25 protein-coding genes are annotated in these 26,353 nt (G+C 62.2%); 17 read left to right on the forward strand and 8 right to left on the reverse strand.

Going from position 1 to position 26,353, the window contains the following annotated elements; genetic code table 11:
• The first annotated feature begins 3 nt into the window (after positions 1-3).
• Genes AQUI_RS0103235 through nqrF form a run of 5 tightly spaced genes read left to right on the forward strand, consistent with a single transcriptional unit; the run spans position 4 to position 4,508 of the window.
• Positions 4-1,212 carry an NADH:ubiquinone reductase (Na(+)-transporting) subunit B gene (locus AQUI_RS0103235; protein ID WP_027256216.1) on the forward strand — a complete coding sequence of 403 codons (1,209 nt, stop codon included), beginning with the start codon at positions 4-6 and terminating at the stop codon, positions 1,210-1,212.
• Positions 1,205-2,008: a Na(+)-translocating NADH-quinone reductase subunit C gene (locus tag AQUI_RS0103240; RefSeq protein ID WP_027256217.1), complete on the forward strand. Its 804-nt coding sequence runs from the start codon at positions 1,205-1,207 to the stop codon at positions 2,006-2,008. Before AQUI_RS0103235 ends, AQUI_RS0103240 begins: the two co-directional genes overlap by 8 nt.
• Positions 2,008-2,661 (forward strand): NADH:ubiquinone reductase (Na(+)-transporting) subunit D, encoded by a 654-nt coding sequence (locus tag AQUI_RS0103245; RefSeq protein WP_027256218.1) that lies wholly within the window; start codon positions 2,008-2,010, stop codon positions 2,659-2,661. Before AQUI_RS0103240 ends, AQUI_RS0103245 begins: the two co-directional genes overlap by 1 nt.
• Positions 2,661-3,269, forward strand: coding sequence for an NADH:ubiquinone reductase (Na(+)-transporting) subunit E (gene nqrE, locus AQUI_RS0103250; protein WP_027256219.1), 609 nt, complete (start codon positions 2,661-2,663; stop codon positions 3,267-3,269). The genes AQUI_RS0103245 and nqrE overlap by 1 nt, the downstream gene beginning before the upstream one ends.
• A gap of 15 nt (positions 3,270-3,284) precedes the next feature.
• Positions 3,285-4,508, forward strand: a complete 1,224-nt coding sequence (nqrF, locus tag AQUI_RS0103255; protein ID WP_027256220.1) for an NADH:ubiquinone reductase (Na(+)-transporting) subunit F — start codon at positions 3,285-3,287, stop codon at positions 4,506-4,508.
• 131 nt (positions 4,509-4,639) lie between these two features.
• Here nqrF and AQUI_RS0103260 read toward each other — a convergent pair whose 3' ends face one another.
• Positions 4,640-5,218, reverse strand: coding sequence for a YceI family protein (locus AQUI_RS0103260; protein WP_027256221.1), 579 nt, complete (start codon positions 5,216-5,218; stop codon positions 4,640-4,642).
• A 156-nt stretch (positions 5,219-5,374) separates the two neighbouring features.
• Here AQUI_RS0103260 and AQUI_RS27110 point away from each other — a divergent pair, with 156 nt between their 5' ends.
• Positions 5,375-5,818 (forward strand): MarR family winged helix-turn-helix transcriptional regulator, encoded by a 444-nt coding sequence (locus AQUI_RS27110; protein WP_035919756.1) that lies wholly within the window; start codon positions 5,375-5,377, stop codon positions 5,816-5,818.
• Between the two features lie 19 nt (positions 5,819-5,837).
• Here AQUI_RS27110 and AQUI_RS0103270 read toward each other — a convergent pair whose 3' ends face one another.
• A complete protein-coding gene (locus tag AQUI_RS0103270; protein ID WP_027256222.1) occupies positions 5,838-6,362 on the reverse strand; it encodes a CBS domain-containing protein in 525 nt (174 codons plus the stop codon).
• A gap of 110 nt (positions 6,363-6,472) precedes the next feature.
• Between AQUI_RS0103270 and AQUI_RS0103275 the strand changes: the two genes are divergently transcribed.
• The 3 genes from AQUI_RS0103275 to nqrM all read left to right on the forward strand — a co-directional run bounded on the left by AQUI_RS0103275 (position 6,473) and on the right by nqrM (position 8,047).
• Positions 6,473-6,661, forward strand: coding sequence for a hypothetical protein (locus AQUI_RS0103275; protein WP_027256223.1), 189 nt, complete (start codon positions 6,473-6,475; stop codon positions 6,659-6,661).
• 76 nt (positions 6,662-6,737) lie between these two features.
• Positions 6,738-7,772, forward strand: coding sequence for an FAD:protein FMN transferase (locus tag AQUI_RS0103280; RefSeq protein ID WP_027256224.1), 1,035 nt, complete (start codon positions 6,738-6,740; stop codon positions 7,770-7,772).
• 35 nt (positions 7,773-7,807) lie between these two features.
• Positions 7,808-8,047, forward strand: coding sequence for a (Na+)-NQR maturation NqrM (gene nqrM, locus AQUI_RS0103285; RefSeq protein ID WP_024092707.1), 240 nt, complete (start codon positions 7,808-7,810; stop codon positions 8,045-8,047).
• A 59-nt stretch (positions 8,048-8,106) separates the two neighbouring features.
• Here the strand turns inward: nqrM and AQUI_RS0103290 are convergent, their stop codons facing one another.
• Positions 8,107-9,519 carry an efflux transporter outer membrane subunit gene (locus tag AQUI_RS0103290; RefSeq protein WP_027256225.1) on the reverse strand — a complete coding sequence of 471 codons (1,413 nt, stop codon included), beginning with the start codon at positions 9,517-9,519 and terminating at the stop codon, positions 8,107-8,109.
• A gap of 402 nt (positions 9,520-9,921) precedes the next feature.
• Here AQUI_RS0103290 and AQUI_RS0103295 point away from each other — a divergent pair, with 402 nt between their 5' ends.
• From AQUI_RS0103295 to AQUI_RS0103315, 5 genes are all read left to right on the forward strand, one after another.
• Positions 9,922-11,343, forward strand: a complete 1,422-nt coding sequence (locus AQUI_RS0103295; RefSeq protein ID WP_035919758.1) for an aldehyde dehydrogenase family protein — start codon at positions 9,922-9,924, stop codon at positions 11,341-11,343.
• 262 nt (positions 11,344-11,605) lie between these two features.
• Complete coding sequence (locus tag AQUI_RS0103300) at positions 11,606-13,717, forward strand: hydantoinase/oxoprolinase family protein (RefSeq protein WP_027256227.1); 2,112 nt, start codon at positions 11,606-11,608, stop codon at positions 13,715-13,717.
• The gene (locus AQUI_RS0103305) at positions 13,717-15,369 is read left to right on the forward strand and encodes a hydantoinase B/oxoprolinase family protein (protein WP_211235992.1); all 1,653 of its coding nucleotides are present in this window, start codon (positions 13,717-13,719) and stop codon (positions 15,367-15,369) included. Before AQUI_RS0103300 ends, AQUI_RS0103305 begins: the two co-directional genes overlap by 1 nt.
• The gene (locus AQUI_RS0103310) at positions 15,366-16,433 is read left to right on the forward strand and encodes a pyridoxal phosphate-dependent aminotransferase (protein WP_027256229.1); all 1,068 of its coding nucleotides are present in this window, start codon (positions 15,366-15,368) and stop codon (positions 16,431-16,433) included. The genes AQUI_RS0103305 and AQUI_RS0103310 overlap by 4 nt, the downstream gene beginning before the upstream one ends.
• Positions 16,430-17,170: a maleate cis-trans isomerase family protein gene (locus AQUI_RS0103315; RefSeq protein ID WP_027256230.1), complete on the forward strand. Its 741-nt coding sequence runs from the start codon at positions 16,430-16,432 to the stop codon at positions 17,168-17,170. Before AQUI_RS0103310 ends, AQUI_RS0103315 begins: the two co-directional genes overlap by 4 nt.
• Before the next feature lie 71 nt (positions 17,171-17,241).
• Here AQUI_RS0103315 and AQUI_RS0103320 read toward each other — a convergent pair whose 3' ends face one another.
• Entirely contained in the window at positions 17,242-18,780 is a 1,539-nt protein-coding gene (locus AQUI_RS0103320) for a trimethylamine methyltransferase family protein (RefSeq protein WP_027256231.1), read from the reverse strand.
• Between the two features lie 17 nt (positions 18,781-18,797).
• A complete protein-coding gene (locus tag AQUI_RS0103325) occupies positions 18,798-20,150 on the reverse strand; it encodes an MmgE/PrpD family protein (protein WP_027256232.1) in 1,353 nt (450 codons plus the stop codon).
• A 220-nt stretch (positions 20,151-20,370) separates the two neighbouring features.
• Here AQUI_RS0103325 and AQUI_RS0103330 point away from each other — a divergent pair, with 220 nt between their 5' ends.
• From AQUI_RS0103330 to AQUI_RS0103340, 3 genes are all read left to right on the forward strand, one after another.
• Positions 20,371-21,258 carry a LysR substrate-binding domain-containing protein gene (locus tag AQUI_RS0103330; protein ID WP_027256233.1) on the forward strand — a complete coding sequence of 296 codons (888 nt, stop codon included), beginning with the start codon at positions 20,371-20,373 and terminating at the stop codon, positions 21,256-21,258.
• A gap of 79 nt (positions 21,259-21,337) precedes the next feature.
• A complete protein-coding gene (locus AQUI_RS0103335) occupies positions 21,338-21,562 on the forward strand; it encodes an AbrB/MazE/SpoVT family DNA-binding domain-containing protein (RefSeq protein ID WP_024092785.1) in 225 nt (74 codons plus the stop codon).
• Positions 21,559-21,945, forward strand: coding sequence for a type II toxin-antitoxin system death-on-curing family toxin (locus tag AQUI_RS0103340; protein WP_027256234.1), 387 nt, complete (start codon positions 21,559-21,561; stop codon positions 21,943-21,945). Before AQUI_RS0103335 ends, AQUI_RS0103340 begins: the two co-directional genes overlap by 4 nt.
• Positions 21,946-22,004: 59 nt before the next feature.
• Here the strand turns inward: AQUI_RS0103340 and AQUI_RS0103345 are convergent, their stop codons facing one another.
• From AQUI_RS0103345 to AQUI_RS0103355, 3 genes are all read right to left on the reverse strand, one after another.
• A complete protein-coding gene (locus AQUI_RS0103345) occupies positions 22,005-24,422 on the reverse strand; it encodes a GcvT family protein (protein ID WP_027256235.1) in 2,418 nt (805 codons plus the stop codon).
• Between the two features lie 175 nt (positions 24,423-24,597).
• Positions 24,598-24,987 (reverse strand): hypothetical protein, encoded by a 390-nt coding sequence (locus tag AQUI_RS0103350; RefSeq protein ID WP_156916766.1) that lies wholly within the window; start codon positions 24,985-24,987, stop codon positions 24,598-24,600.
• A 96-nt stretch (positions 24,988-25,083) separates the two neighbouring features.
• Positions 25,084-26,337, reverse strand: coding sequence for an aminotransferase class V-fold PLP-dependent enzyme (locus AQUI_RS0103355; RefSeq protein WP_027256237.1), 1,254 nt, complete (start codon positions 26,335-26,337; stop codon positions 25,084-25,086).
• Between the last annotated feature and the right edge of the window lie 16 nt (positions 26,338-26,353).

The following is a 26,353-nucleotide window of genomic DNA, read 5'->3' on the forward strand; positions in this document are numbered from 1 at the left end:
CGGATGGGATTGCGCAGCTTCTTTGACAGGATCGAGCCCCATTTCGAAAAGGGCGGCAAGTACGAAAAGTACTTCCCCGTCTACGAAATGGTAGAGAGCTTCCTTTATACCCCGAAAACCGTGACCACCGCGGCGCCGCATGCGCGTTCATACATCGATATGAAGCGGATCATGACCTATGTGGTGATCGCCACAATCCCCTGCATTCTGTGGGGCATGTGGAACACTGGCTATCAGGCGAACTCGGCGATTGCCGCGCTGGGGGCAGATGCGGCCACCGGCTGGCGGATTGCCATCCTGCAGATGTTCGGCATCTCGCTGGATGCGGCGAACCCGATGGCCAATGTGGCGCATGGGTTCCTGTATTTCCTGCCGATCTATCTGGTGACGCTGATTGCGGGCGGCATTTTCGAGGTGATCTTTGCCACCGTCCGCGGCCACGAGGTGAACGAGGGCTTCCTTGTGACCTCGATGCTGTACACACTGATCATGCCGGCCTCGGCGCCGCTGTGGCAGGTGGCACTGGGCATTATCTTTGGCGTGGTGATCGGCAAGGAAGTCTTTGGCGGCACCGGCAAGAACTTCCTGAACCCGGCACTGACCGGCCGGGCGTTCCTGTATTTCGCCTATCCGGCCAATATGTCGGGCGACAGTGTCTGGACCCCGGTTGACGGTTTTTCCGGCGCGACTGCGCTGGGGGTCTCGGCTGCCGAAGGCGTGCAGGCGCTGGCGGCCAAGGGCATTGAATGGTCGGACGCCTTTTATGGCACCATTCAGGGCAGCTTTGGCGAGACCTCGACGCTGGCCTGCGCCATTGGCCTGGCCTTCCTCTTGTTTACCAAAATTGCCAACTGGCGCCTGATCGCGGGCTGTCTGGGCGGGATGATTGCATTTTCGCTGCTGCTGAACGTGATCGGTTCCGACACCAACCCGATGTTTGCGATGCCCTGGTACTGGCATCTGGTGCTGGGCGGCTATGCCTTTGGTCTGGTGTTCATGGTGACCGAGCCGGTTTCGGCGTCCCACACCAACGCGGGCCGCTACATCTATGGTGCCCTCATCGGCGTGATGGTGGTGCTGATCCGGGTGCTGAACCCGGCCTTCCCCGAAGGCATGATGCTGGCCATCCTGTTCGGCAATGTCTTTGCACCGCTGATCGACTACTTCGTCGTGCAGGCCAACATCAAACGGAGGGCGCGCCGCCATGGCTGATACCCAAAGCAAGGGCCTGATCGGCCGCTTCCTCGCCGCGTCGCCGGATTCGGTTGGCAAGACCGTTTTCATCGCCGTCGCCGTCTGCCTGGTGGCCTCGATGATCGTGTCCACCGCCGCCGTGTCCCTGCGGCCGGTGCAGGAAGCCAACAAGAAGCGCGACAAGCAGCTGAACGTTCTGCAGGTGGCGGGGCTGTACGAGCCGGGCCAGAATGTGGCCGAAGCCTTTGCCGCCTTCGAACCGCAGGTGCTGGACCTGGAAACCGGTGAGTTCACCGACCAGTTCGACGCCGCCAGCTTTGACGATCTGGCGGCCGCGCAGGATCCGGAGCTGAGCCGCGAGCTGGACAATGACCCGGCCGGCATCGGCCGCCAGTCGCGCTACAAGACCGTCTATCTGCTGCGTGAGGAAAACGGCGATGTGGACAAGGTGATCCTGCCGATCCGCGGCTATGGCTTGTGGTCCACCCTCTATGGCTTCATCGCGGTGGAGGAAAACGGCAACGACATCTTTGGCCTGCAATTCTATCAGCACGGCGAAACCCCGGGCCTTGGCGCCGAGGTCGACAACCCGCGCTGGAAAGCCCAGTGGCAGGACAAGAAGCTGCATGATGACAGCGGCGAGCTGCAGATCACCGTTGCCAAAACTCAAGGTCCAGCCGGGCCGGAGCACCATATCGATGCGCTGGCCGGTGCGACGCTGACCTCTGTCGGGGTCGACAATCTGGTGAAGTTCTGGATGGGCGAAGAAGGCTACGGGCCTTTCCTCAAGTCCCTGCAAGCGGGAGAGTTCTGATGTCCCAGACCAAAAGAGAAATGCTGCTCGATCCGCTGGTCGACAACAACCCGATCACGCTGCAGGTGCTGGGCGTCTGTTCGGCGCTGGCGGTGACCTCGTCGCTCCAGGTGGCATTCGTAATGACCTTAGCGGTGACCTTTGTGACCGCGTTCGCGTCGATGTTCATCTCGATCCTGCGCAACCAGATTCCGGGTTCGATCCGGATCATCGTGCAGATGGTGATCATCGCCTCTCTGGTGATCCTGGTGGACCAGGTGCTGAAGGCTTATGCGTTCGAGATTTCGAAAACCCTGTCGGTCTTCGTTGGTCTGATTATCACCAACTGTATCGTGATGGGCCGCGCCGAAGCGTTTGCCATGAAGAACCCGCCGGTCGCGTCCTTTATCGACGGTATCGGCAACGGTCTGGGCTATGGCCTGATCCTGATGCTGGTGGGCGTGATCCGCGAGCTGTTCGGCTCCGGTTCGCTGTTCGGCATCACCATCCTGGAGACCGTGAACAACGGCGGCTGGTATGTGCCGAACGGCCTGCTGCTGCTGCCGCCCTCGGCGTTCTTTGTCATCGGCCTGCTGATCTGGGGTTTCCGCACCTGGAAGCCGAACCAGGTGGAAGAGCGTGAATATAAAATCCAATCCGTGGAGGCGCACTGATGGAAGGGCTGATTTCACTCGCCGTCAAGGCCATCTTTGTTGAGAACCTGGCGCTGTCCTTCTTTCTGGGCATGTGTACTTTCCTCGCGGTGTCGAAAAAGATCTCGACCGCGCTGGGGCTGGGGATTTCGGTGATGGTTGTGCAGGCTATCACCGTGCCGGCAAACAACCTGCTGCTGACCTACTTGTTGAAACCCGGCGCGCTGGCCTGGGCGGGTTTCCCGGATGTGGATCTGACATTCCTTGGTCTGATCTCCTACATCGGGGTGATCGCGGCGATGGTGCAGATCCTGGAGATGATCCTCGATAAGTATTTCCCGCCGCTGTACAACGCGCTGGGGATCTTCCTGCCGCTGATCACAGTGAACTGCGCGATTCTGGGCGGCTCGCTGTTCATGGTAGAACGCGACTACAACTTTGCGGAAGCAACCACCTATGGTCTGTCTTCCGGCTTTGGCTGGGCGCTGGCGATCACTGCAATGGCCGGCGTGCGCGAGAAGCTGAAGTATTCCGACGTGCCGGACGGTCTGCAGGGCCTTGGCATCACCTTTATCACCGCGGGACTGATGGCGATGGCCTTCATGTCCTTCAGCGGCGTCAAACTGTAAGGAGAGCGCGGAAACATGGAAACTTTCACGCTCGGCGTAGCCCTTTTCACGGTGATCGTGCTGGCGCTGGTGACCGTCATCCTGGTCGCCCGTTCCCGCCTGGTCTCGACCGGCAACGTCAACATCACCATCAACGGTGAAAAAACCATCTCGGTGCCTGCGGGCGGCAAGCTGCTGCAAACGCTGGCGGCAGAGAAACTGTTCGTCCCCTCCGCCTGCGGCGGCGGCGGCACCTGTGCCCAGTGCCGGGTGCGGGTGCACTCGGGCGGCGGGTCGATCCTGCCGACCGAGGAAAGCCACATCACCAAGCGCGAAGCGGGCTGCGGCGACCGTCTTTCCTGTCAGGTTGCGGTCAAGCAGGACATGGAAGTTGAAGTCCCCGAGGAAGTCTTCGGCGTCAAGAAATGGCGCTGCAAAGTGCGGTCGAACGACAACGTGGCGACCTTCATCAAGGCGCTGGTTCTGGAACTGCCCGAAGGCGAGGATGTGAACTTCCGCGCCGGCGGCTACATCCAGATCGAGGCGCCCGCGCATCAGCTGGCCTATACCGACTTCGACATCCAGGAAGAGTACCGCGAAGACTGGGACCGTTTCAATCTGTGGCAGTACAAATCGCAAGTGGCTGAACCGGTTGAACGCGCCTACTCAATGGCGAACTACCCGGACGAAAAGGGCATCATCATGCTGAATGTCCGCGTCGCTTCGCCGCCGCCGGGATCCGAGGGTATTCCTGCGGGCATGATGTCGTCCTACATCTTCAACCTGAAGCCGGGGGATGAAGTCACCATCTCGGGTCCGTTTGGCGAGTTCTTTGCCCGCGACACCCAGAAGGAAATGGTGTTCATCGGCGGCGGTGCCGGCATGGCGCCGATGCGTTCGCACATCTTTGACCAGCTGAAGCGCCTGCAGAACCGCGACCGCAAGATCAGCTTCTGGTATGGTGCGCGTTCCAAGAAAGAGATGTTCTTTGTCGAAGACTTCGACAGCCTGGCCGAGGAGTTCGACAACTTCGACTGGCACGTGGCGCTGTCGGATGCTCAGCCTGAGGACGATTGGAAAGGCTACACCGGCTTTATCCATAACGTGCTGTTTGAGGAATACCTCAAGAACCACCCGGCGCCGGAAGACTGCGAATTCTACATGTGCGGCCCGCCGATCATGAACCAGTCGGTGATCAACATGCTGCTGGATCTGGGCGTGGACCGTGAGGACATCATGCTGGACGACTTCGGCGGCTAGGCCGGAAAGCAATCCGAAAAAGAAGCCCCGGATGGAAACATCCGGGGCTTTGCCGTTTTCCGGCGGGCGTGGGGGAGGGGGTGCAATCTGTGCACCCCGGGTACACCTCCTGTGCGCCAGTCAGGTTTCAGTTACTGTGCCTTCAATTCCGTCACGATACGGACATTGATCGGTCCCACGGAAAAACCGCCCACGCCGAATGACAGGTGGTCGAGCGTGGTGGTGGCTTCGAAGGCGGCCCAGTCACCCTGGAAGTATTCGAAAACGCTGCCCGCAGGATGCGCGCCCAGATGGGTCAAGGTCGTTTCCAGCACGACCGGCTGTGTGACGCCGTGAATGGTCAGGTCGCCGCTGACATTGGCGGTGTTTTCGCCGGTGCGCTCGACGCCGGTGCTGACAAAGGTGATTTCCGGATAGGTTTCAACTTCCAGAAAGTTTGCGCTGGACAGATCGTCGTCGAGCGGCCCGAAACCGGTGGAAAGGCTGTCGGTCCTGATGGTGACATTGAGGGCGGCCGCTTCGGGGTTTTCCGGGTCCAGTTCCAGGGTTCCGTCAACCGAAGTGAATTCCCCGCTTTGCACCGAAACCCCGACGTGACTCCAGCTGAAGAAGACCTCGGTGTGGCCCTGGTCGGTCTTGTAGGTCGCTGCAAAGGCGGCGGGTGCGGCCAGCAGTGCGGCGGCGGCAAGCGGTGCAATTTTGATCAACATGACGGTATCCCTGTTTGGATTTGTCCTTGGGGCGGTATTGGATTCCGGGGTTCATTGTTCGCGCTGAACCCCCTATAGATGTTATGGCATCTATTTTACTGCATCCGCATGTGAAAAATCCTGCTGCCTTCTTCGTTCACCAACTCGTGATTTCACATGACGCCAAGTAAACGGGAAACCGCAATCTGGATCCTGCTGAACCGGGCCTACCGGCAGGCGCACCGGGAGATAGAGGCGGAGCTGCGCGCTGCCGGGCTGCCTGGCCTGCGGTGGTATGATGTGCTGTGGGGCATAGAGATGGCCGGGACGGGCGGGGTGCGCGCCTTTGAACTGACCAGAAACCTGTTGTTCGAGCAGTCCAACCTGTCGCGCATTCTGGCGCAGATGGCAAAGCAGGGGCTGGTGCGCGAAACAGTCTATGAACACGACCGGCGTGGCAAGGTGCTGTTTCTGACCAGCGAGGGTGCGGCACTGCGGCGGCAGATGTGGAAGATATACGGCCCCGCGATCAAGCGCCATACAGAGGCGCTGGCCGATGCGGAGGACCTGCAGGTGTTTCTGGATACGCTGCAGAAAGCCGGCGGCGGGCCATTTCCGTGACGCGCCGCCGGTAAAAACCTTAGCCGACGATCATCTGCTTCATGCGCAGGGTTTCATACTCCAGCTCTTGCAGGCGGAAATTCACCACGTCGCCGACAGTGATCATGCCGGTCAGCTTGCCGTCTTTCAGCACCGGCATGTGGCGGAAGCGGCCTTCGCTCATGGTTTTCAGCACGTCATGCAGATAGTCATCCGGTGTGCAGGACTTCACGGCTGTGGTCATCAGCGCCGACACCTCCTGCGGCAGGGTGTGGCCGGGGGTCTCGGCCATCCGCCGCACGATGTCGCGTTCCGACAGGATGCCCTGCAGGTCGCCGTTCTGGTCGGTCACCACCAGCGCGCCGATATGTTTTTCCTTCAGCACATCAACCACATGGCCGATGGTGTCATTGGGGCGCACCGCAAAGATGGCATCGCCCTTGCCCTCCAGCAGCTTGGCCACTGTTGTCTGCGAATGCGACAGGTTTGACTCGGCGGACTGGCTGTATGTGTGCTTGTCCTCCTTGTCGCCCCGCATCGGAGCTTGGTATGAGGTCGGTGCCATTGCGCGGGTCTCCTCCTATCCTGGATCAGGTGATATCCTCATCTTAACGCGGGATTACGATCCGGGAAGAGGCGAAATGACGCGAGCGCTAACATAGGCCGGAAAACAACATGTTCGAGACCCTCTATCTGACCCCTGTCACCGGCGCGCTGACCGTTTTCCTAGTGGTGGTCTGCGGCCATATGTACCGGCAGACCTGGAAGGCCCAGCCGCCGAATGCCCGGCTGCGGGCCTGGCTGTTCGGGGTGCCTGCTGCCATTGGCCTGCTGGCGCTGGCCTTTGTGCCGCTGAAGTTCTGATCCCTGGGGCGCCATATTTGACTCTGGCGCAGAGCGGGGGCATAGCAGCGCCAGTTTTGCCGCCGGAGATTTACTGATGCCCAGAAGGTTCTTGTTTGCCCTGATCCTGCCCGCGGTGCTGGCGGTGTCCGGCTGCTGGTTCGAAAGCGCGCCGGAAGAAGTGCGGCTGTCGGGTGAAACCATGGGCACCACCTACAGTGTGATCGCCATTGGCGAGGATCTGGACCAAGACGCCCTGGCCACCGCGGTGGAGGGCACCCTGGCGGCGGTCAACGCGAAAATGTCGAATTGGGATCCGGCGTCTGAGGTCTCGGCCTTTTCTGCCGCGCGCAGCACCGCGCCGGTGCGTGTGTCGCCGGAGTTTGCCCATGTTCTGGCGGCGGCCAGTGATGTGCATGCCAAAACCGGCGGCAAGTTTGACGTGACCCTGGGGCCGCTGATCGAGCTATGGGGCTTCGGCCCGCGCAAGCCGGAGGATCCGGTGCCGTCGGATGACGCGATCGGCAAAGCGCTGGAAGGCGTCGGCCAGGCGCGACTGCTGACGCTGGATGCCGGGGCCGGCACGCTGAAGAAATCGGTGCCGGAGACTGGCATCAACCTGTCGGCCATCGCCAAGGGATACGGCGTTGATGCGGTGGCGGCGGCGCTGCAGGGCTTCGGTGTTGAAAACTACATGGTGGAGATCGGCGGCGATCTGGTGACCAAGGGTGAAAATGCCAAGGGCGAGGCCTGGCGCATCGGTATCGAGAAACCCGATGCGGCGGCGCAAACGGTGCAGCTGATCGTGCCGGTCAGCAATCTGGGGCTGGCGACCTCGGGCGATTACCGGAATTACTTCGAGCATGAGGGCATGCGCTATTCCCATATCCTCGACCCGGTGGCGGGGCGGCCGGTGACGCATGCCACCACCTCGGTCACGGTGATTGCGGAAAACGCCATGCTGGCGGATGCCTGGGCCACCGCGATGCTGGTTTTGGGCCGCGAAAACGGGCTGAAGCTTGCACAAGAGCATAAACTTGCCGTGTTTTTCATTGATCGGGACGTGCAAGCCGGTGCGGATGCCTATATGACCTCTGCCAGCAGCGCGTTCGAGGCGCTGACCGGAAACTGAAGCCGCCGCCAAGCAATCCTGCGAGGGACCACAACATGAGCACCTTTCTTCTGGCCTTTATCCTGCTGCTGATCGTTACCCTGGGCATGTCGCTGGGGGTCATTCTGATGGGCAAGAAGATCAAGGGCAGCTGCGGCGGGTTGAATGCGATCTCGGGCGCCGACAAATGCGTGGTGTGCTCGAAAGACATCGACCCCGACAGCCCACTGCGCGACAAGCTGCAGTGCAAGCGCGCGCGGCAGATGGTCGAACAGATGCAGCAAGAACAGGCCTGAGACCGCTCGGGGGTCGTCCCGCACTGGACCTGTCCCGCACCGGAACTGAATGCCTGAACTTACTCAGCTTTTGCTGACAAAGCTGCGGTTGCGCTGGCCGGTGTTTGATCCGGTGCCCAACCCTTGCCCAGTGAAATCTGCAGCCCGGCCCAGGCCAGCGCCAGATCACGGCGGGCGGAGATCAGATTCAGCTCATTGTCCCGCAGCGCTTCTTCGGTGTTGAGCAGGTCGAACAGGGTGATTTCGCTGGCCGTGAAGGTTTCGCGCGCCAGATCGGCAACTTTGGTGCCAAGGTTGACGGCGCGGACCTGCGCCGCGGTACGCTGGCGGGCGGCCCGCAGCGAGCTTTGCTGGGACTGGACCTCTTCCACGGCGCCGCGCACGGCAGAGCGGTAATCGTATTCCGTCGCCTTGGCCTCGGCGATCGCCCGTTTGTGGAAGGCACGCAGCACGGGGCGGTTGAACAGCGGGAAATTCAAAGTCGGACCGATGGAGTAGAGATCGGGCACATTGCGGACTGCCTGCACCGAGCCGGTGATTTCCAGAGAGGGGTAGAGTTCCGCCTCGGTCACGCCGATATCCGCTGTGGCACTGCGCAGCTGGGCCTCGGCCAGCAGGATGTCGGGGCGGTTGCGCAGCAGGGTGGCGGGCACGCCCAGTTCCGGTTTGGTGGCCGGGTAGGGCTGGCTGTAGTTGCCCTTCATCATCGCAAAAACCTCGGACGCGTCGCGGTCCAGCAGGGTGGCCAGGGCAAACACCGAGGATTCATAGCTGGCAATAAAGCCGGGCAGGTCCGCCTTGGCACTGGCGACCTGCAATTTGGTGCGTTCGACATCCAGCGCCAGCACGGCGCGGGCTTCTTGCAGTTCAACCACAGTTCCCAGGATCTGTTCGCGCAGACGGATCGTCTTGCGGGTGACAGCTGCGCCGCGCTGGAAAAAGCGGGCCTGGATGTAAGTGCGGGTGATCGCATCCGTGATCGCCAGCCGGGTGGTGGCCATCTGATAGAATTGCGCGTCCCGGTCGGCAACGGCGCGTTCAGAGCGCCGCTCAAACTCACCGAACAAGTCAAAAACGTAGGTTGCGCCAACTTCGGCGATATCCTGGCTGGAGGAATTGTTCTGGGATTCGCGGCGCGAAAAGATCGAGCTGCCTTCCAGATTGCCGCTGACCTGCTGCGGTCGGCCGGTGCCGCGACGCAGGGCCTCGGCGGCTTTCAGGCGTTCGCGGGCGGCCTTGATACCGAGGTTCTGGGCCAGGCCCGCGTCAACCAGCCGGTTCAGCGTGGCATCGTTCAACCCCTGCCACCAGGTTTCAGCCGCGCCTTGGGCGGTCGCATAACTGCGGGATTGGTAATAGGCCGCCGGCACCGCAAAGTCCGGGCGCTGGTAGTCCACGCCAACAACAGTGCAGCTGCACAGGATGGTCCCGGCCAGCAGCACACAACGGGCTGTCCACTTGGATCTGCTCATGACTTGCCTCTAGACGCCCGGTCTTTTTGGTGCGGGCTTTCGAAAATCCTAAACCGGGCAGCGCGGGCCGCGAACAGATTCCTGCGGTTAATGACGTCTTTGTCGGGCACTGATGCGCGCAACCCACAGCCAGAGGGCTGCGGAAAACGATGCCATCTTGCCGTTTTTGCTGTGTCAGCGCGGCGGCATGCCGGGCATTCTCCGGTGTCAGCACGCGCAGCCCGGGAGGGCTGGAAGAGTTTACAGCAGGGCTATCCCTGCGCTTGACGGCGGCAGGGTCCCCGTCCACTGTTTCTGCAACAGCTGGGCTGCGCCCGGTGCCGGCGCATCGGCCCCGCCTGCTTGAACTTCTGACCCGAAATCACCACGCAAATGTGAGCACGCAAAAGTGAGATTGACCTGATGGACCTGCAAAAATTCTATATCGGCGGCGCCTGGGTGACACCGCATTCCACCCGCGAATTCCCGGTTCTGAACCCGGCGACAGAAGAACAGATCGGCACCATTATCCTGGGCGATGAGGTGGATGTGAACACTGCGGTGGCCGCGGCCAAAGCGGCGTTTGAGAGCTTTTCCCGCACTTCGCGCGATGAGCGGATTGCGCTCTTGGAGCGGTTGTTGGAGATCAGCAACGCGCGCCGCGAAGAAATGGCGCAGGCATTGAACGCAGAAATGGGCGCCCCGATTTCCATGGCGCGCGACGCCCAGGCGGATGCAGGCATCGGCCATTTGGAAGGGATTCTTGAGGCACTGAAGACCCAGGAGCTGCGCGAGACCTTGCCCAACGGCGACATTCTGGTGCGCGAACCGATCGGGGTCTGCGGGCTGATCACGCCCTGGAACTGGCCGGTGAACCAGATCGCGCTGAAGGTGCTGCCGGCGCTTGCGACCGGGTCAACCTGCGTGCTGAAGCCGTCGGAGCACACGCCGATGTCGGCGGCGGTCTATGCACAGATGATCCATGACGCGGGCTATCCCGCCGGTGTGTTCAACCTGATCCATGGCGATGGGCCGACCGTTGGTGCCGGCCTGTCGCGGCATCCGGATATCGACATGATGTCCTTCACCGGCTCGACCCGGGCCGGGGTGGCGGTGGCCAAGGATTCCGCGGATACGGTCAAACGGGTGACGCTGGAGCTGGGTGGCAAGTCTCCGAATCTGGTGTTTGCGGATGCCGATCTGCAGGAGAAGGTGACGGCCTCGGTGCTGGAGTGCATGTATAACACCGGCCAAAGCTGCGACGCGCCAACCCGGATGCTGGTGGAGAAGAGCTGCTATGATCAGGTGCTGCAGATCGCTAAGGCGGCAGCTGAAGGGCAGGCGGTTGGTGATCCTGCGCAGGAGGGCGAGCACATCGGTCCGATGTTCGACCGCATCCAGTTCGACCGGGTGCAGGGCATGATCCAAACGGGCATCGACGAAGGCGCCACAGTGCTGGCGGGCGGACTGGGCCGGCCTGAGGGGCTGGACAAGGGCTGGTACGTGCGCCCGACGGTTTTTGCCGATGTGACCAATGAGATGGCGATCGCTCAGCAGGAGATCTTTGGCCCGGTCTTGGTGGTCATCCCCTTCGAGGATGAGGAAGACGCAATCCGCATCGCCAACGATACGCCTTATGGCCTGGCGGCCTATTTGCAGACCGGCGATCCGGAGCGGGCCGAGCGCGTTGCCGCCCGCCTGCGTGCAGGCGCCGTGCATATCAACGGCGGCGGCTTCAACTACGGTTCGCCTTTTGGCGGCTACAAACAGTCCGGCAACGGCCGCGAAGGCGGCATGCTGGGGCTGGAGGACTATCAGGAAGTCAAAACCCTGCACTTCGGCTAAGTCTTTTCCCCTTCCGGCGGAATCTGCTGCCGGGAGGGGAAGGCTGCTGCCTGTGGGGTTTGCGGCGCAATCAGACAATTTTCATGTCGCAATCCGCCAAGCTGTCCGAGGGGTCGCACCGCAGGATACGAGCATGAAGCACACATTCATTCCCAAACGCATGGATCGCCGCGCAACCGGATGCAATCTGGTCGCTGCCTGAAGTCTGTCAGCCCTGACCGGGCGTTCGACGGATCCCTAAAGGCAGACTTTGGAATGAAACATGACAGCCTCAAACACGTTGCGCCTTGCCATTGATATAGGCGGCACATTTACCGACACTGTTCTGGTGGCGGGCGAAGACACGATTCTGGCCTCAACCAAGACCCTGACCACCCATCAGAACCCGGCAGACGGCGCCATGGAAGGTGCCGCGCGGGTGATGGCGCAATCGGGGCGTTCTCTGGGGGAAGTGGCTGGCTTCATCCATGGCACCACGCTGGCCACCAATGCGCTGATCGAGCGGCGCGGGGCAACGGTGGCGACGGTGACCACGGAAGGGTTCCGGGACATTCTGGAAATCGCCTATGAGCGGCGCTATTCGCAGTATGACATCAACCTGGAAAAGCCCGATCTGCTGGTGCCGCGGGAACGCGCGCTGACCATCCGGGAGCGGATGTCGGCGACAGGCGAGGTGCTGATCGGCATGGAGGACAGCACGGTTGAGGCGCTGATCGCGGAGCTGGACTCCTGCGGCGCCGATGCGGTGGCAATCTGCCTGATGCATTCCTACGCCAACTCCGATCATGAACGCTGGCTGCGGGATGTTCTAGCGGTGCGCCGTCCGGGCCTGACGGTCTCGATCTCCTCGGATGTCAGCCCCGAGGCGCGGGAGTTCGACCGGCTCTGCACCACGGTGGCCAACGCCTATATCCAGCCGCTGATGGAGAGCTATCTGGCGCGGTTTGCCGAGCGGTTCGCCGCGGAGGGCGTCACTTGCCCGATCCTGATGATGACTGCCGGCGGCGGCATGTGCACCATCCAGACCGCGGCGCGGTTTCCGATCCGTCTGGTGGAGAGCGGCCCGGCGGGCGGCGCCATTCTGGCCGCGCGCATTGCGGCGCAGGCGGGGCTGGAGGAGGTGCTGTCCTTTGACGTTGGCGGCACCACCGCCAAGCTGTGCTTGATTGATGGCGCCCGCCCGCAGACCTCGCGCCAGTTTGAAATCGCCCGCGCGGCGCGGTTCATCAAAGGGTCCGGCATGCCGGTGCGCATCCCGGTGATCGAGATGATCGAAATCGGTGCCGGCGGCGGCTCCATCGCCGGGGTGGACCGGCTGGGGCGGCTGACCGTGGGGCCGAAGTCGGCTGGATCTGAGCCTGGCCCGGTGGCATTCGGGCGCGGCGGCACGGAACCGACTGTGACTGACAGCGACATTACGCTGGGCTACATCGTGCCCGATACCTTTGCCGAAGGGTTTATTAAGATCGCCCCTGAGGCCTCGAAGGCGGCACTGGCGCGGGTGATTGGTTCCCGGCTGGAGCTGGACGGGGCCGGCGCGGCGGACGGTGTCAGCCGCATCGTGGATGAGAGCATGGCCAGCGCCGGGCGGATGCACGCGGTGGAATCGGGCAAGGATCTGGGCCCGCGCACCATGATTGCCTTTGGCGGCAACGGTCCGCTGCATGCAAGCCGGGTGGCGCGCTCGGCAGGGGTGTCGCGCATCGTGATCCCGCCGAACCCGGGTGTCGGCTCGGCTGTGGGCTTCCTGTTTGCACCGGTCAGTTTTGAGATTGTGCGCTCGCGTTATTCGCTGCTCGAAGCCATGGATATGGGGCAAATCAACAGCTTGTTCTCCCAGATGATCGACGAGGCGAAATCGGTGGTGGCGCAGGGCGCGGGCGACGCCGCGACGGAAGTCCAGCGCACCGCCTTCATGCGCTACAACGGGCAGGGGCATGAGATTGAGATCACCCTGCCGGACCGCGATCTGACGGCAGAGGATCTGGGACCGCTGACCGAAGCGTTTGAAACCGAATACGCCAAGCAGTTCTCGCGCCCGGTGCCGGGCATGAAGATCGAGGTCCTGAACTGGGCGGTGCGGGTGGCAACCCCGGATGCCGGGGCGGCTGCTGTGCCGGAAACCCCGGAGCTGAAGAACATCTGGGCCGAAGGCTTCCGCCCGATCACTTGCGACGTGGACGGGACGGTGAAGCAAGCGGCCTTTGTGCCGCGCGACAGCCTGCAGCCCGGCGACCGCGTCTGCGGCCCGGCGCTGATCACCGAGCCGCAAACCACCACGCTGGTCTCGGCGGATTTCTCTGCCCATGTGGACGCAATTGGTAACCTCGTGCTGATCCAGGATCAGAAACACGACCAGAAAGGAGACGCATGATGGCTGCCGATCTTTCCCCCGCTCGCCTGCAAGTCATGTGGAACCGCCTGCTGGCGGTGGTCGAGGAGCAGGGCCAGACCCTGATCCGTGCGGCCTTCAGCCCCATCGTGCGCGAATGCGGTGATATTTCTGCCGGTATCTTTGACGTGCAGGGCCGGATGCTGGCACAGGCCGTGACCGGCACGCCCGGCCATATCAACACCATGGCCGAAGCGGTGCTGCATCTGCGTGAACGCTTCCCGGTTGCAACGATGAAGCCCGGCGATATCTACATGACCAACGATCCCTGGCTCGCCTCGGGGCATCTGAACGACTTCCTGCTGATGATGCCGGCGTTCAAGGACGGCAAGGTGGTGGGATTCACCTCCTGCACCTCGCATCTGGTTGATCTGGGCGGCCTCGGCATGGGGCCGGAAGGCTCTGACATCTATGACGAGGGGCTCTTGATCCCGCCCTGCAAGCTGGTTGAGGAAGGCGAGCCGAATGCGCTCTTGATGGATATCATCCGCGCCAACAGCCGCGAGCCGATTGCCAATGAGGGCGATATCTACGCGCTGATTGCCTGCTGCGAGGCGGGGGTGACGCGTTTGGTCGACATGATGGAGGAGTTCCGCATCGGTGATCTGGATGCGCTTGGGTCCTACATCATCGCCACCTCCCGCCGCGGCGCGCTGGAGGCCATCGCTGAGGTCCCCGAAGGGGTCTACAAGAACGTCCTGAAAATGGATGGCTACGAGAACGAACTGGAACTGCACGCAACGCTGACCGTCTCCAAGGACGGCATGCATGTGGATTTCAGCGGCACATCGGGCTGTTCCAGCAAGGGCATCAACGTGCCGCTGAACTATGCCACCGCCTATACGGTGTTTGCGCTGCGCTGCATTGTCGGCCCGGATATTCCCAATAATGCCGGGTCTTTGGAGCTGTTCACTGTGGACGGCCCCAAGGGCTGTATCCTGAATGCGCAGCGCCCGGTGCCGGTAGCGATGCGCCACACGCTGGGGCAGGTGACGCCAGACCTGGTTCTGGGCTGCCTGCACCAGGCGCTGCCCGATCAGGTGCCGGCCGAAGGCGCCAGCTGCATGTTCGACCTGCCGATGCGCCACGCGCCCGAGGTGGCCCGCGACGGCGGCCGCGAGTTCGCCATCGAGCCGGTTCACAACGGCGGCACCGGCGCGCGGCCCCATGCGGACGGGCTGTCGGCGACGGCTTACCCGTCGGGAGTCTTTGGCAGCCAGGTGGAGATTACCGAGGCGGTGGCGCCGGTCATCATGTGGCGGCGCGAGCTGCGGCCCGACTCCGGCGGAGCGGGCAAGTACCGCGGCGGGCTGGGCCAGCGGATCGAGATGACGGCCTCCAATGATGCGCCTTTCATCGTGTTCCTGTCGGTGGAGCGGCTGAAGTTCCCGGCCCTTGGCCGTATGGGCGGACAGCCCGGCGCCCTGGGCCGCATCCGCTTGCGCGATGGCGGACAGGACATCCCGGGCAAGGGCGAGCTGCGGGTGGAGGCAGGCGACTACTTGATCTTTGAAACCCCCGGCGGTGGCGGCTTCGGCAACCCGTCCGAACGTGACCCGGACGCCCTGGCACTGGACCTGAAACGCGGGCTGGTGACCGCGGAAGGCGCCAGCGTCTATGGAGGTGCCAATTGATCCGCGCAGTTCCTCATGTAGCTGCCATGGCGCCTTATGCGCTGGCGGATCTCGGCGGCGAGGGGGTCATTTCCCTGGCTCAGAACGAAAGCGCCTTTGCCGCCAGCCCCGCCGCGATAGCTGCAGGCAAGGCAGTGCTGGATCAGATGCCTCTTTACCCTGACCCGGAATGGCCCGATCTGCGCGCCGCGGTGGCCGAGGTGCACGGGTTGGACCCGGCCAAGGTGCTGTGCGGCGCCGGCTCGATGGAGCTGATCGGCTGCCTGATCCGTGCCTTTGCCGGGCCGGGCGACCGGGTCTTGGGCACCGATTACGGCTATGCCTTTGTATCCTCCGCCTCGGCCCAGGTGCAGGTGGATTACGTCAAAGCGCGCGAGCGCGATCTGACGGTGTCGGTGGACGATATCCTTGCCGCAGTGACGTCTGAGACCCGCATCGTCTTTGTCTGCAACCCAGGCAATCCAACCGGCACGCTGGTTCCCAACGGTGAGATCCTGCGTCTGCGCGCAGGCCTGCCTGCGGATGTGCTGCTGGTGGTGGATCAGGCCTATGCCGAGTTTGCCGATGCGGAAAACGACCCTGCCGAAGTCTTCGCGCTGTCAGAGCGCGGCGATACCGTAGTGCTGCGGACCCTGTCCAAGGCCTATGGGCTGGCAGGGGCGCGGGCCGGTTGGGGCTATTTCCCGCCTCAGATCGCCAGTGAGGTGCGTAAACTATTGAACCCCAATAATATATCCATCCCATCACAGGCGATGGCGGCGGCAGCAATGCAAGACCAGGCGCATATGCGCGATACGGTGGCCAAAACTGCCGCGATCCGTGATGGCTTTGCCGCGGGCTGCCGTGCACTGGGGCTGACGGTGCCGCAAAGCCACACCAATTTTGTGCTGATGCGCTTTGCCTCGCCCGTGCAAGCACAGGCGGCGGATACGGCGCTGCGGGCGGAAAAGCTGCTGATGCGCGGCATGGGCGGTTATGGCCTCAGCGATTGCCTGCGCGCCACCATCAGCAGCCAAGACGTGATGGACCGCGCGCTGACGGTTCTGAAAGGAATGTTCACATGACCTATGAGACCCGCACCCGCGCTAAAATCGGCGTGCTGGTGCCTTACTCCAACACCAATCTGGAACCGGATATGATGCTGATGCGCGCACCCGATACCACGGTGCACTTTCAGCGCTTGGGAGGTTATGACGTGGACGAGATCCCGGGTTCCGGCCAGATGGCGGGGCTTGGCGTCTCCGACATCAGCCATGATCTCAGGATGATCTCGGGCGTGCGTCCCGATGTGGTGCTTTACGGTTGCACCTCAGCAACGCTGACCCATGGGCCGGGGTTTGATGAAAAGCTGGCGCAGGACATCGAAGCAGGCTCTGGCGCGCTGTCCTTTACCGCTGCCGGGGCGCTGGTTGATGCGATCAAGGCCCTCGGCGCAACCAAAGTGGGCTTCTCCTCTCCCTACCTGGGCGAGATCAACACGCAAGCAATGGACTTCCTGGCGCAGAACCAGATTGCCACGGTGAAATGCGCCGATGTGGGGCGTGAGCTTGGCAATTACGGCCAGGGCGAGCTGACACCGGAGGAGGTATTTGATCTGGCCTGCCAGGCGGACCACCCGCAGGCGCAGGCCATCGTGCTGAGCTGTACTGACATGCGCGCGGTTGAGGCGGTGGAGCGGATCGAGGCGCATCTGGGCAAACCGGTTGTCACCTCCAACCAGGCGATGATGTTCTGCCTGATGCGGGCGCTTGGCCTGCCGCGTCACGATGCGCTGCCTGGGCGGCTGTTTGACCGGCTCTAAACAGGCGTCTGTTTCATCTTTGCAAAAATACTCCGGGGAGCGCGAGGGGCTGGCCCCTCGCATCCATTCCATCAAGGCTCGCCGGACCCGATTTCCTCGCGCCGTCTGGCCGCATAGGCCTCCAGTTCCTCGCTGATGGCCGGATCCATCGCCGGTTCCTCGTAATCCCGCAGCGCCTGCTGCCAGAGGCCGGTCGCCCGCTGCAGCGCATCCTTGGCGCCGGCCGCTTCCCAGTTCTCGTAGTTCTGCCAGTCCGACAGCATCGGGGTGTAGAACGCGGTTTCATAGCGCGCCATCGTGTGCTCGGCGCCAAAGAAATGGCCGCCGGTGGGCACCGACTGGATGGCGTCAAAGCCCAGTTCGTCGGCGTCGAACTTCATCGGCTTCAGGAATTCGATCATGTTCTGGATGATCTCCACATCCATAATAAATTTCTCATAAGACGCCGTCAGCCCTCCCTCCAGCCAGCCGGCTGCGTGGTAGACAATATTGGCACCGCCAAGCACCGCGCCCCAGCTTGCCATCATGGTCTCATACGCCGCCTGCAGGTCCACCGCATTAGAGGCATTGGCATTTGAGGTCCGGTAAGGGATGCCATAGCGCCGCGCCAGCTGGCCGCCGACGATATTGGCTTTGGCGTTTTCCGGCGTGCCGAATGCAGGCGCGCCGGAGCGCATGTCCACATTGGAGGTGAAGGAGCCGTACATCACCGGCGTGCCGGGATTGACCAGCTGTGTCAGCACCACCCCGAACAGTGCCTCGGCGTTCTGCTGCGCCAATGCAGCGGGCAGGGTCACCGGGGTCATCGCGCCCATCAATGTGAAGGGCGTCACCGTCACCGGCTGGCCGTATTCGGCCATGGCAATCAGCCCGTCGCCCATCGCATCGTCAAACAGCCGCGGCGAGTTGACTGAGATGATGGTGATCACGCCCGGGTCATCCTTCATTTCTTCGGGCGTCTGGCCGCGGCTGATGGCCATCATGTTGATCCCGTCCAGCGCCCTGCCGCGGCCGATGGCGGAGCAGTGGAAGGACAGATCAGAATAGGTCAGGTTGGCCTGATAGGTGTCCAGATGCCGGTTGTTCGCGGGCAGTTCCAGCGGCGCGGTCACCTGGTTGCCGATCAGATGGATGGCGTTGAAGTGATGCGCCAGTTTGATGAAGTTCTGGTAGTCGGTCAGATTGCCCTGCCGCCGCCCATTGATGCAGTCGTGCACGTTGGGCGGGCCGGCCACCAGGCCGAAGGTCACGTTGTTGCCGCCCAGGGTGATTTGCTTGGCGCGGTTGCGCGCGGTCAGGGTGAACTCACGCGGAACCGTTTTCAGCGCCTCTTTGACGATGCTTTCATCCATCCGGATGGTCTGCGTGTCCCGATCCACGATGGCGCCGGCGCCCACGAACAGATCCATGACATTGCCGCCCATCACCCGGATCCCGGCCTCCGACAGGATCCGCATCGACGTGGCGTGCAGCTGGTCCATCTGGTCCGGGTTCAGCAGTTCATACGCCGGGTAGGTGTTTTTCACCTGGGTCCAGGGCAGCTGATCGATGCTGCCGCCGGAACGGGTGGATTTTCCGCGGCGTCCGCCGCTGCGCCTGTCGCGTGCCATATCTGGTGTCTTTCTGATTAAGTCTTCGGGGCGTCGTAGATCAGGCGGCCGAGGTCGGAGAACTTGCTGCCCTCGCGGGTCATGCCCAGCACCGCGTCGCGGATTTCGGCGGCGCGGGATTCACCAAGCGACGGCGAGGCAAACTCCATGAACTTCCGGATGACCTGATCGCGGGAAAGGGGCGCCTCCGGGCCGCCGCGCGCATGCACGTCGCCGCTCTCGATCACCCGGCCGTCTGTCAGAGTGACCACCACATCGGCAACCCGGCACATCGGAAAACGGACCGAGTGGCGGGCGGCCTCGGAAACCGAGATGCGTTCGTGGATCGAGGCAACCAGCGGACCGTTCAGGCCTGCGCCGGAGATATGCTCGACCCCGATCCGGCCATAGGCCGCCTGGATCGCAACCGCAAAGCCCAGCGAATACTGTGCCTGGCTGGTGGTGGAAGGAATGCCCGGGTAGAGGCAGGCGCTTTCGTGGAAGGTGTTGATGTGGATCTTGGCGATCTGTTCATGGGTCAGGGTGTTGTCCAGCATCACCTGGCGCACCGCGTCGATCGGCGCATGGGCCCAGCGGCAGATCGGGTAGGGCTTCACATACTGATGCTCCATCTGCCAGAAGCTGCCAAGGTCCTGCCAATATTCAGCCACCCGGTCCTCTTCGAGGGTGATCGCGGGCGCGCCGGTGAAGCCCTTTTCGGCCAGGATTGCCGAAGACATGCCGACCATCGCGCCCCAGCCGGAGCCGTCGTGCAGCATCGAGGGGTTGGCGATTTCGCGCATCATCTGGCTGCGGGGGCCGTGGTATTCGGCAATCCCCAGCGCCTCGCGCAGCTGGGTGCGCGACAGCCCGCGCATCCGGGCTGCCATTGCGGCAACCCCTAGGGCGTTCCAGGCGCCCGAGGTGTGGTAATCGCTGACAGTATTATGCAGCGACAGCGCGGCGCGGCCCGCCAGCTCATAACCCAGCGTGGTGATCGCCAGCGCTTCGGGGCCGGAGAAATCCGGCACGGTCTCTGCCAGCGCTGCAATTGCCGGGATCACCACCACGCCGATATGGCCCTTGGTCGGGTAATAGCCGTCATGGCCGTCCAGATTGTCGGTGGCGGTGGCCGAGGCATAGGCGGCGCCGGCGACGCTGACCTTGCGGCCGTCGAACATCATCCGTGCGCCCAGGCCCTCCTCGCCGCAGCCATATAGCGCCACCGCGGTTTCGCGGGCGATGCGGCCGGCCTCCATCGGGCCGGCGCCAATGGTGATCCCGAGGGTGTCGAGGAACATCAGCGCCGCGGCTTCACGGGTGGTTTCCGGCAGGTCGCCGGGGCTGAGACCAAAGGTGAAATCGGCGGCACGGTCGAAGGTGGCGGTCATGGCGGGTCTCTCGCTGGGGCAGTTCAGATGCTGTTTCCGCGTCAGAGTAGGGGGTGCAGGTCCAAGTGACACACAAATTAAAGGAGGTCATAGCCGCGGGATATTTCGTGAAAGCTGTGTTAGACGTCGTTTTCGGACCTCGCGAAGACGCGATCCCTTTGGAATTGCGGCCCATTCCAAAGCATGGAAACATAGCCCCAAAACCGCTGCCGGACCCGTGATGAAGAATCTTCCCCACCTGACCTTTCTCCGTTCCTTCGAGGCCGCAGCGCGGTATCTGAGCTTTACTTCGGCGGCGGATGAGCTGAACTGCACCCAGTCGGCGGTGTCGAACCATGTGCGCAGCCTGGAGGAGTTCATTGGCAGGCCGCTGTTTGTGCGCCACCCGCGGTCTTTGTCGCTGACTGATGTGGGGGAGGCTTATTTGCCGTCGGTCCGCCACGCGCTGCAGGAGATTGACAGCGCAACCCAGCTGCTGATTTCGCAAAGCCACAAGCGGGAGGTGGTGATTTCCTGCCCGGTCAGCCTGGCGGAGAAATGGCTGATCGGCGTGATCGAGGATTTCACCAAGGTGCATCCCGATATCGACCTGACCATCCACAGCACCATCTGGGTGGACGTGGAGACCAACGTCTCGGACATCTCGATCACCATCAACCATGTGGATGACGTGATGGGGCCGGCGGTGAAACTGTGGGACGAGAAGCTGGCGCTGGTGTGCTCGCCGGACTACCGGGTTGGCGGCGAGGCGATGTCCCGGCCTGAGCAGCTGGCCGATGCCAAGCTGATCCATATTCTGGGCCGCCCGATCTATTGGGAGAAAATCGCCAAACATTATGGGCTTACGGGGATTGAGCACAAGGGCGGGCTGCAGACCAACTCTTCCAACATGGGTTTGGAATTTGCGGTGCAATCGCTTGGTTGCGTGGTGCTGCCGAAGTCGCTGGTGCGGAGCCATGTGACGAACGGGCGGCTGGTGGAGCCGTTTGATTTCGACCTTGACTGCCCCTGGACCTATTTTGCCACTTTCAAGGACAAGGCGGCGACGCCCTCGGTCAAGCATTTCAAGACCTGGCTGCTGAAGGCCGCGGCGGGGATGGAGCTGTAGCTTTAACGCTGCCTACAGGCGGCATTGAAATTTGGCGGCATTCGCCGTATATACGGGTATATATACATGAGGCCTACCAATGATTGAGACCAAGATCAGGAAAGTCGGAAACTCTGCCGTCATCACGCTGACGACGGAGATGCTGACGATGCTGGACGCCAAGGAAGGCGATACGCTGTTCGTGGTGCGCGGCGATGATGGCAGCCTGCGGGTGATGGCGCATGATCCCTCGGTGGCCGAGGCACTGGCCGCGGCTGAAATCGTGATGGACGAGAACCGAGACCTGCTTCAGGCCCTGGCGTGAGCAGATACAAATGGGTGCCGCTGGCGGCAGTTGTTGTTTTCCATGACCGGCAAATCGCCCGCCATGGCGGAGCGGCGGGGATGCGCGACAAGGCATTGCTGGAGATGGGCTGTGCGCGGGCGATGAACCTGGCGGCTTATTCGGATGCCGGTGTGGCGGAGGTTGCGGCGGCCTATGCATTCGGCATCGCCAAGGCGCATGCCTTTGTCGACGGCAACAAGCGCACCGCCTTTGTGACCGCCGTGACCTTTCTGCGCCTGAACGGCTATCAGTTCCGCCCCGACCCGGTTGAGGGCGTGCGGATGATGGAAGATCTGGCAACCGGTGACGTGGATGAGGCGGCCTTTGCAGAGTGGCTTAGGGCAGGGATGCAGTCAGTCTGATCTTTGATCAATGCCGTAAAAAAGAAAGCCGCCCCGAAGGGCGGCTTTTGGTTTTCTGATCAGGCCCGCAGACGTGCGCCGGAGGGGTCAAAGGCAGCAGCTTCCAGGATCCGTGCCTTGTGCGGTTTGCCAAGGATATAGACCTCGACCTCATCCCCCGGTTTGGCGGTTTCCGGGTTGGCATAGCCCAGAGCCAGGGACTTGCCGACCGAGTAGCCATAAGCACCCGAGGTGACCCGGCCAACCGGCTTGCCATCCGGGGTGAAGATGGGTTCACCGCCCGAGGCGTCGGCGTCGTTCACCGCGTCGATCTCGAACCCGACCAGCATTTCGCGCGGGGCGTTGTCCTTGACCTTAAGATAGGCTTCCTTGTTGAGGAAGTCCTTGTCCAGCTTGACGAGACCGGCGAGGCCCACTTCCTGCGGCCAGTATTCCTGGCTGTACTCACGGCCCCAGGAGCCATAGCCCTTTTCGATCCGCAGGGAGCCAAGCGCACGGCCGCCGACCGGGCCGCCATCGAGCTCTGCGGAAGCTGCAAGAAGGGCGGCGTAGAGCTTGACCTGATCTTCCTCGGCGCAGTGCAGTTCCCAGCCCAGATCGCCGGTGAAGGACACCCGGATCGCCAGGCATTCCACGCCGGCCACCTCGATAGTGCGCGAGCGCATGAAGCGGAAGTTTTCGTTCGACAGATCCGCATTGGTCATCCGCTGCAGCATGTCGCGCGATTTCGGACCGGCCACGTTGAAGCCCGCGATGCGGTTGGTGGCGACCTCAAACGTGGTGCCTTCCGGCAGCTCGACCATGTTGAAAAAGCGCTGGTGATAGCGTTCCGCCATGCCGGAGCCGACCATCATGTATTCATCGTCTGCCACCTTGGTGATGGTGAAGTCGCCGGCCACGCCGCCGCGGACCGAAATCAGCGGCGTCAGGCAGGAACGGCCCACCTCGGTTGGGACCTTGTTGGCAACCAGCTTGTCCAGCCAGTCAAACGCGCCGGGGCCCTTGATCACGTAGTTGGCGAAGTTCGAGATGTCGATCACACCGACGTTCTCGCGCAGCATGCTGACCTCGCGGCCCACGGGCTCCCACCAGTTCTGGCGGGTGAAGCTGTTGGTATCCATGGTGCCGGGGGTGCCGGAGAACCACAGCGGATGCTCCCAGCCACAGTTGAGGCCAAAGACGCAGCCCATTTCCTTTTGCAGCTCATAGACCGGGCGCACGCGGGCCGGGCGGCCGGCGCTGCGTTCCTCGTTCGGGAAATGGATGGCAAAGCGGTGCGCGTACTGGTCCTCGACGCGGGCCTTGGTGAATTTTTTGTCGGCCCAGTCGCCGAAACGGGCCAGATCCCAGGCGAACATGTCGTACTGCGGCTCGCCCTCGATCATCCACTGGGCTGCCAAGAGGCCAAGGCCGCCGGACTGCGAGAAGCCGGGAATGATGCCGGTGCAGCAGAAGTAGTTCTTCAGCTCCGGCACCGGGCCCCAGATGGCGTTGGAATCCGGCGACCAGATCATCGGGCCGTTGATCACCCGCTTGACGCCTGCGGTCTCGGCGCAGGGCACGCGTTCGGTGGCGCGGATCACGTTCTCCATGATCCGGTCCAGATCGTCGGGGAACAGTTCGTGGGCGAAGTCCAAGGGCGTGCCGTTTTCGGCCCAGAAGCGCATGTCCTTCTCATAGGCGCCGATCAGGAAGCCGTTGCCCTCCTGCCGGAAATAATATTCGCCGTCGCGGTCAGCAATCGAGGGCAGGCGGCGGCCCAGATTGGCAACTTCGTCGATGGACTCAGTGACGAAATACTGGTGTTCGGTCGGCTGCAGGGGCAGGGTAAGGCCCGCCATCGCCGCCACCTCGCGGCCCCAGAGACCGCCTGCGTTCACCACCCATTGGGTGTGGATGTCGCCCTTTTCGGTCTTCACGATCCAAGTGCCGTCGGGCTGCTGTTCGGTGCCGGTCACCGGGCAGAAGCGTTCGATCTGGGCGCCCATGGCACGGGCACCGGCGGCATAGGCCATGGTCACGCCCGAGGGGTCCACATTGCCGCCATCGGGTTCGAACATGATGCAGCGGATGTCGTCGAACTGCGCCAGCGGGTGCAGTTCCTTGGCCTGTTCGCGGCTCACTTCGTGGAAGTTCAGGCCATAGTATTTCGCCTTGGCCTCCTGCAGGCGCAGCTGGTGCTCACGCTCCTCGGTTTTGGCAAGATACAGCGAGCCCGGCTGGAACACGCCGCAGCCCTGGCCGGTTTCCTTCTCCAGCTCCTTGTACAGGTTCATGGTGTAGTGCTGGACGCGGGTGACGTTGTTGTTGTCGTGCAGCCCGTGGATGTTGGCCGCTGCGTGCCAGGTGGAGCCAGCGGTCAGTTCATCGCGCTCCAGCAGCACCACGTCGGTCCAGCCGAGTTTCGCCAGATGGTAGAGGATCGAGCAGCCGACCAGTCCGCCGCCGATAACAACTGCCTGTGCATGGGTTTTCATGCGTCATGTTCCCTTGCCTGCGTGCCAGATGCAGCACGCCCTGCAGGCAAGGGTGTGCCGCCAATTCCTTTGCGCGACACTAGCTGGCAGGGGATGGGATGACCCGTGAAGAATTCAGACCCAATGGCCCAGAATTCGATGGGTCATTGGAAGGAGGCAATGCAGCTAGAGAAGGTCAGACAAACACGGTTATTTCTAAGTCACGGTAGTTTGCAGGTATGGTGTCTTCGCCATAGGCGAAACACTCCAGCGTGAACTCTCCGTTTTCCAGGAAAGCAACGAAACCTGTTAGAAGATCGCCGTACGTCCCGTTGACGATCGGTTTGTCGAAAACAACCCTTTCGATGGGTAAGTCAATCGAACTTAATGTAATGGAGTAGCCGTGTTCGCCCAAACATAGGTCCGCTACACTGGCACACGAACACAACGTCTCAACATGCTGTTCCGGAACGGTGTCCTTGGCAAGCAGCCTAGTGGCACGCGTCTCAAATTCTTTTAAAGTATTCAAAACTTGGACATCCCCTCCAAACCTGACCACAAGGCCACACGGAGATAGTGATGTCAAAACAAGCTCTTTCCGACTAAGCAACAAATTCTATACACACCGTCGAAGAGCAAGTGAGCCGGGTGCTTTGCTTTTTGCAAAACACCCGGCCATTGGTTACCCAGTGATCTCTTTCATCACCCCGAGAAACTTCGCCACTTCGCTGACGCTGTTGTAATGGCACATGGAGACCCGCACGCAAGAATCCATACCCAAGGGCGTCAGGATATTGCCGGAGTAATGATCCGCCTTTCGCAGATGTGTGCGGATGCCCTCTTCGTTCAGGCGTTTCACCACATCCACCGAGGGCACTCCCGCAACGGCCAGCGAAACCAGCCCTTCGCGCGCCGGGTTGTCTGTACCGCCCAGGATAGTGACGCCTTCCATCTCCGCCAGGCCAGGCAGGTTGCCAGTGCCGTGGATCATTGCATCGGTCAGCGCTTTTTCATGAGCGTGAATTGCTTTGCCCGCGGCCACGAATTTCGCGCGCCGGTCCGTGGCATCGCTCACCGCGCCGCCGAGCCACTTCAGGTAATCGGCCACATCGGACAGCGTGGCATAACTGCCGGTGTCGCGGGTGCCCATTTCCCAGTTGTCCTCCGGCCCGTCGATCAGCGCGTTATGCGGAAGCCCGGTCAGCCGGTCCGAGATCCATGCAAGGCCATAGCCGTGACGCGAGAACATCTTGTAGGGCGAAATCACATAGCCATCGACGCCGTAGGCTGTCAGGTCAATCCGCCCGTGGGCAGCGTGCTGGATACCGTCGACGATGATCAGGCATTCCGGTGCAACCTCGCGGATGGCAGCTGCGCAGGCGGCCACGTCAACACCCATGCCGGTGACGGGGGAGGTGTGGACGATGGTGGCGACCACCGTGTCCGGGGTAACTGCGCCGGCATAGGCATCGGCGGTGAGGGTGCCGCTGGCGTTGTCATGCGGGACCAGAACATGGTTCTGACGCGCGACCCCGGCCCAGCGGGCGCAGGCCGAGCGGGTGGCGGGGTGCTCCAGCGTTGAGCCCAGCACGGTGCCGCCTTCGGCTGATCCTAGGCAGGCGTTCATGATCAGGCGGAACAACAGCTCTGTGCCGCTTTCGCCGGCAAAGAACTGGCCGCCCGGCGCATTCATGAAGACGCGCATGTCGTCCTTGGCCTTGGCAATCACCCGCACCAGTTCATGACTGCCGGGGTTGTCGCGGCCCTGGTTATCGGGGATGGCGGCGTATTGGGCCGAGGTGTCCACCACCGATTTCAGGGTCAGCGCGCCGCCGGCGTTTTCAAAGAAGATGCGGCTGCCCTGCTGCGGGCAGGTATCGACCTGGGCAAAGCGGTCGCGGATTTGGGTAAGAATGGCGTCGGTGATCTGGGGCATGGCAAGTCCAAGCGGG

Source organism: Leisingera aquimarina DSM 24565 (assembly GCF_000473165.1).
GTDB lineage: Bacteria > Pseudomonadota > Alphaproteobacteria > Rhodobacterales > Rhodobacteraceae > Leisingera > Leisingera aquimarina.

Excerpts from the sequence above, each read along its gene's own strand:
- AQUI_RS0103305 (WP_211235992.1), top strand. The coding sequence starts at position 13,717 with ATGGCTGCCGATCTTTCCCCCGCTCGCCTGCAAGTCATGTGGAACCGC.
- AQUI_RS0103300 (WP_027256227.1), top strand. The coding sequence starts at position 11,606 with ATGACAGCCTCAAACACGTTGCGCCTTGCCATTGATATAGGCGGCACA.
- AQUI_RS0103315 (WP_027256230.1), top strand. The coding sequence starts at position 16,430 with ATGACCTATGAGACCCGCACCCGCGCTAAAATCGGCGTGCTGGTGCCT.
- AQUI_RS27110 (WP_035919756.1), top strand. The coding sequence starts at position 5,375 with ATGACGCCAAGTAAACGGGAAACCGCAATCTGGATCCTGCTGAACCGG.
- AQUI_RS0103335 (WP_024092785.1), top strand. The coding sequence starts at position 21,338 with ATGATTGAGACCAAGATCAGGAAAGTCGGAAACTCTGCCGTCATCACG.
- AQUI_RS0103320 (WP_027256231.1), bottom strand. The coding sequence starts at position 18,780 with ATGGCACGCGACAGGCGCAGCGGCGGACGCCGCGGAAAATCCACCCGT.
- AQUI_RS0103290 (WP_027256225.1), bottom strand. The coding sequence starts at position 9,519 with ATGAGCAGATCCAAGTGGACAGCCCGTTGTGTGCTGCTGGCCGGGACC.
- AQUI_RS0103275 (WP_027256223.1), top strand. The coding sequence starts at position 6,473 with ATGTTCGAGACCCTCTATCTGACCCCTGTCACCGGCGCGCTGACCGTT.
- AQUI_RS0103260 (WP_027256221.1), bottom strand. The coding sequence starts at position 5,218 with ATGTTGATCAAAATTGCACCGCTTGCCGCCGCCGCACTGCTGGCCGCA.
- AQUI_RS0103280 (WP_027256224.1), top strand. The coding sequence starts at position 6,738 with ATGCCCAGAAGGTTCTTGTTTGCCCTGATCCTGCCCGCGGTGCTGGCG.
- AQUI_RS0103235 (WP_027256216.1), top strand. The coding sequence starts at position 4 with ATGGGATTGCGCAGCTTCTTTGACAGGATCGAGCCCCATTTCGAAAAG.
- AQUI_RS0103345 (WP_027256235.1), bottom strand. The coding sequence starts at position 24,422 with ATGAAAACCCATGCACAGGCAGTTGTTATCGGCGGCGGACTGGTCGGC.
- AQUI_RS0103355 (WP_027256237.1), bottom strand. The coding sequence starts at position 26,337 with ATGCCCCAGATCACCGACGCCATTCTTACCCAAATCCGCGACCGCTTT.
- nqrF (WP_027256220.1), top strand. The coding sequence starts at position 3,285 with ATGGAAACTTTCACGCTCGGCGTAGCCCTTTTCACGGTGATCGTGCTG.
- AQUI_RS0103325 (WP_027256232.1), bottom strand. The coding sequence starts at position 20,150 with ATGACCGCCACCTTCGACCGTGCCGCCGATTTCACCTTTGGTCTCAGC.
- nqrE (WP_027256219.1), top strand. The coding sequence starts at position 2,661 with ATGGAAGGGCTGATTTCACTCGCCGTCAAGGCCATCTTTGTTGAGAAC.
- AQUI_RS0103295 (WP_035919758.1), top strand. The coding sequence starts at position 9,922 with ATGGACCTGCAAAAATTCTATATCGGCGGCGCCTGGGTGACACCGCAT.
- AQUI_RS0103330 (WP_027256233.1), top strand. The coding sequence starts at position 20,371 with ATGAAGAATCTTCCCCACCTGACCTTTCTCCGTTCCTTCGAGGCCGCA.
- AQUI_RS0103270 (WP_027256222.1), bottom strand. The coding sequence starts at position 6,362 with ATGGCACCGACCTCATACCAAGCTCCGATGCGGGGCGACAAGGAGGAC.
- AQUI_RS0103245 (WP_027256218.1), top strand. The coding sequence starts at position 2,008 with ATGTCCCAGACCAAAAGAGAAATGCTGCTCGATCCGCTGGTCGACAAC.
- AQUI_RS0103240 (WP_027256217.1), top strand. The coding sequence starts at position 1,205 with ATGGCTGATACCCAAAGCAAGGGCCTGATCGGCCGCTTCCTCGCCGCG.
- nqrM (WP_024092707.1), top strand. The coding sequence starts at position 7,808 with ATGAGCACCTTTCTTCTGGCCTTTATCCTGCTGCTGATCGTTACCCTG.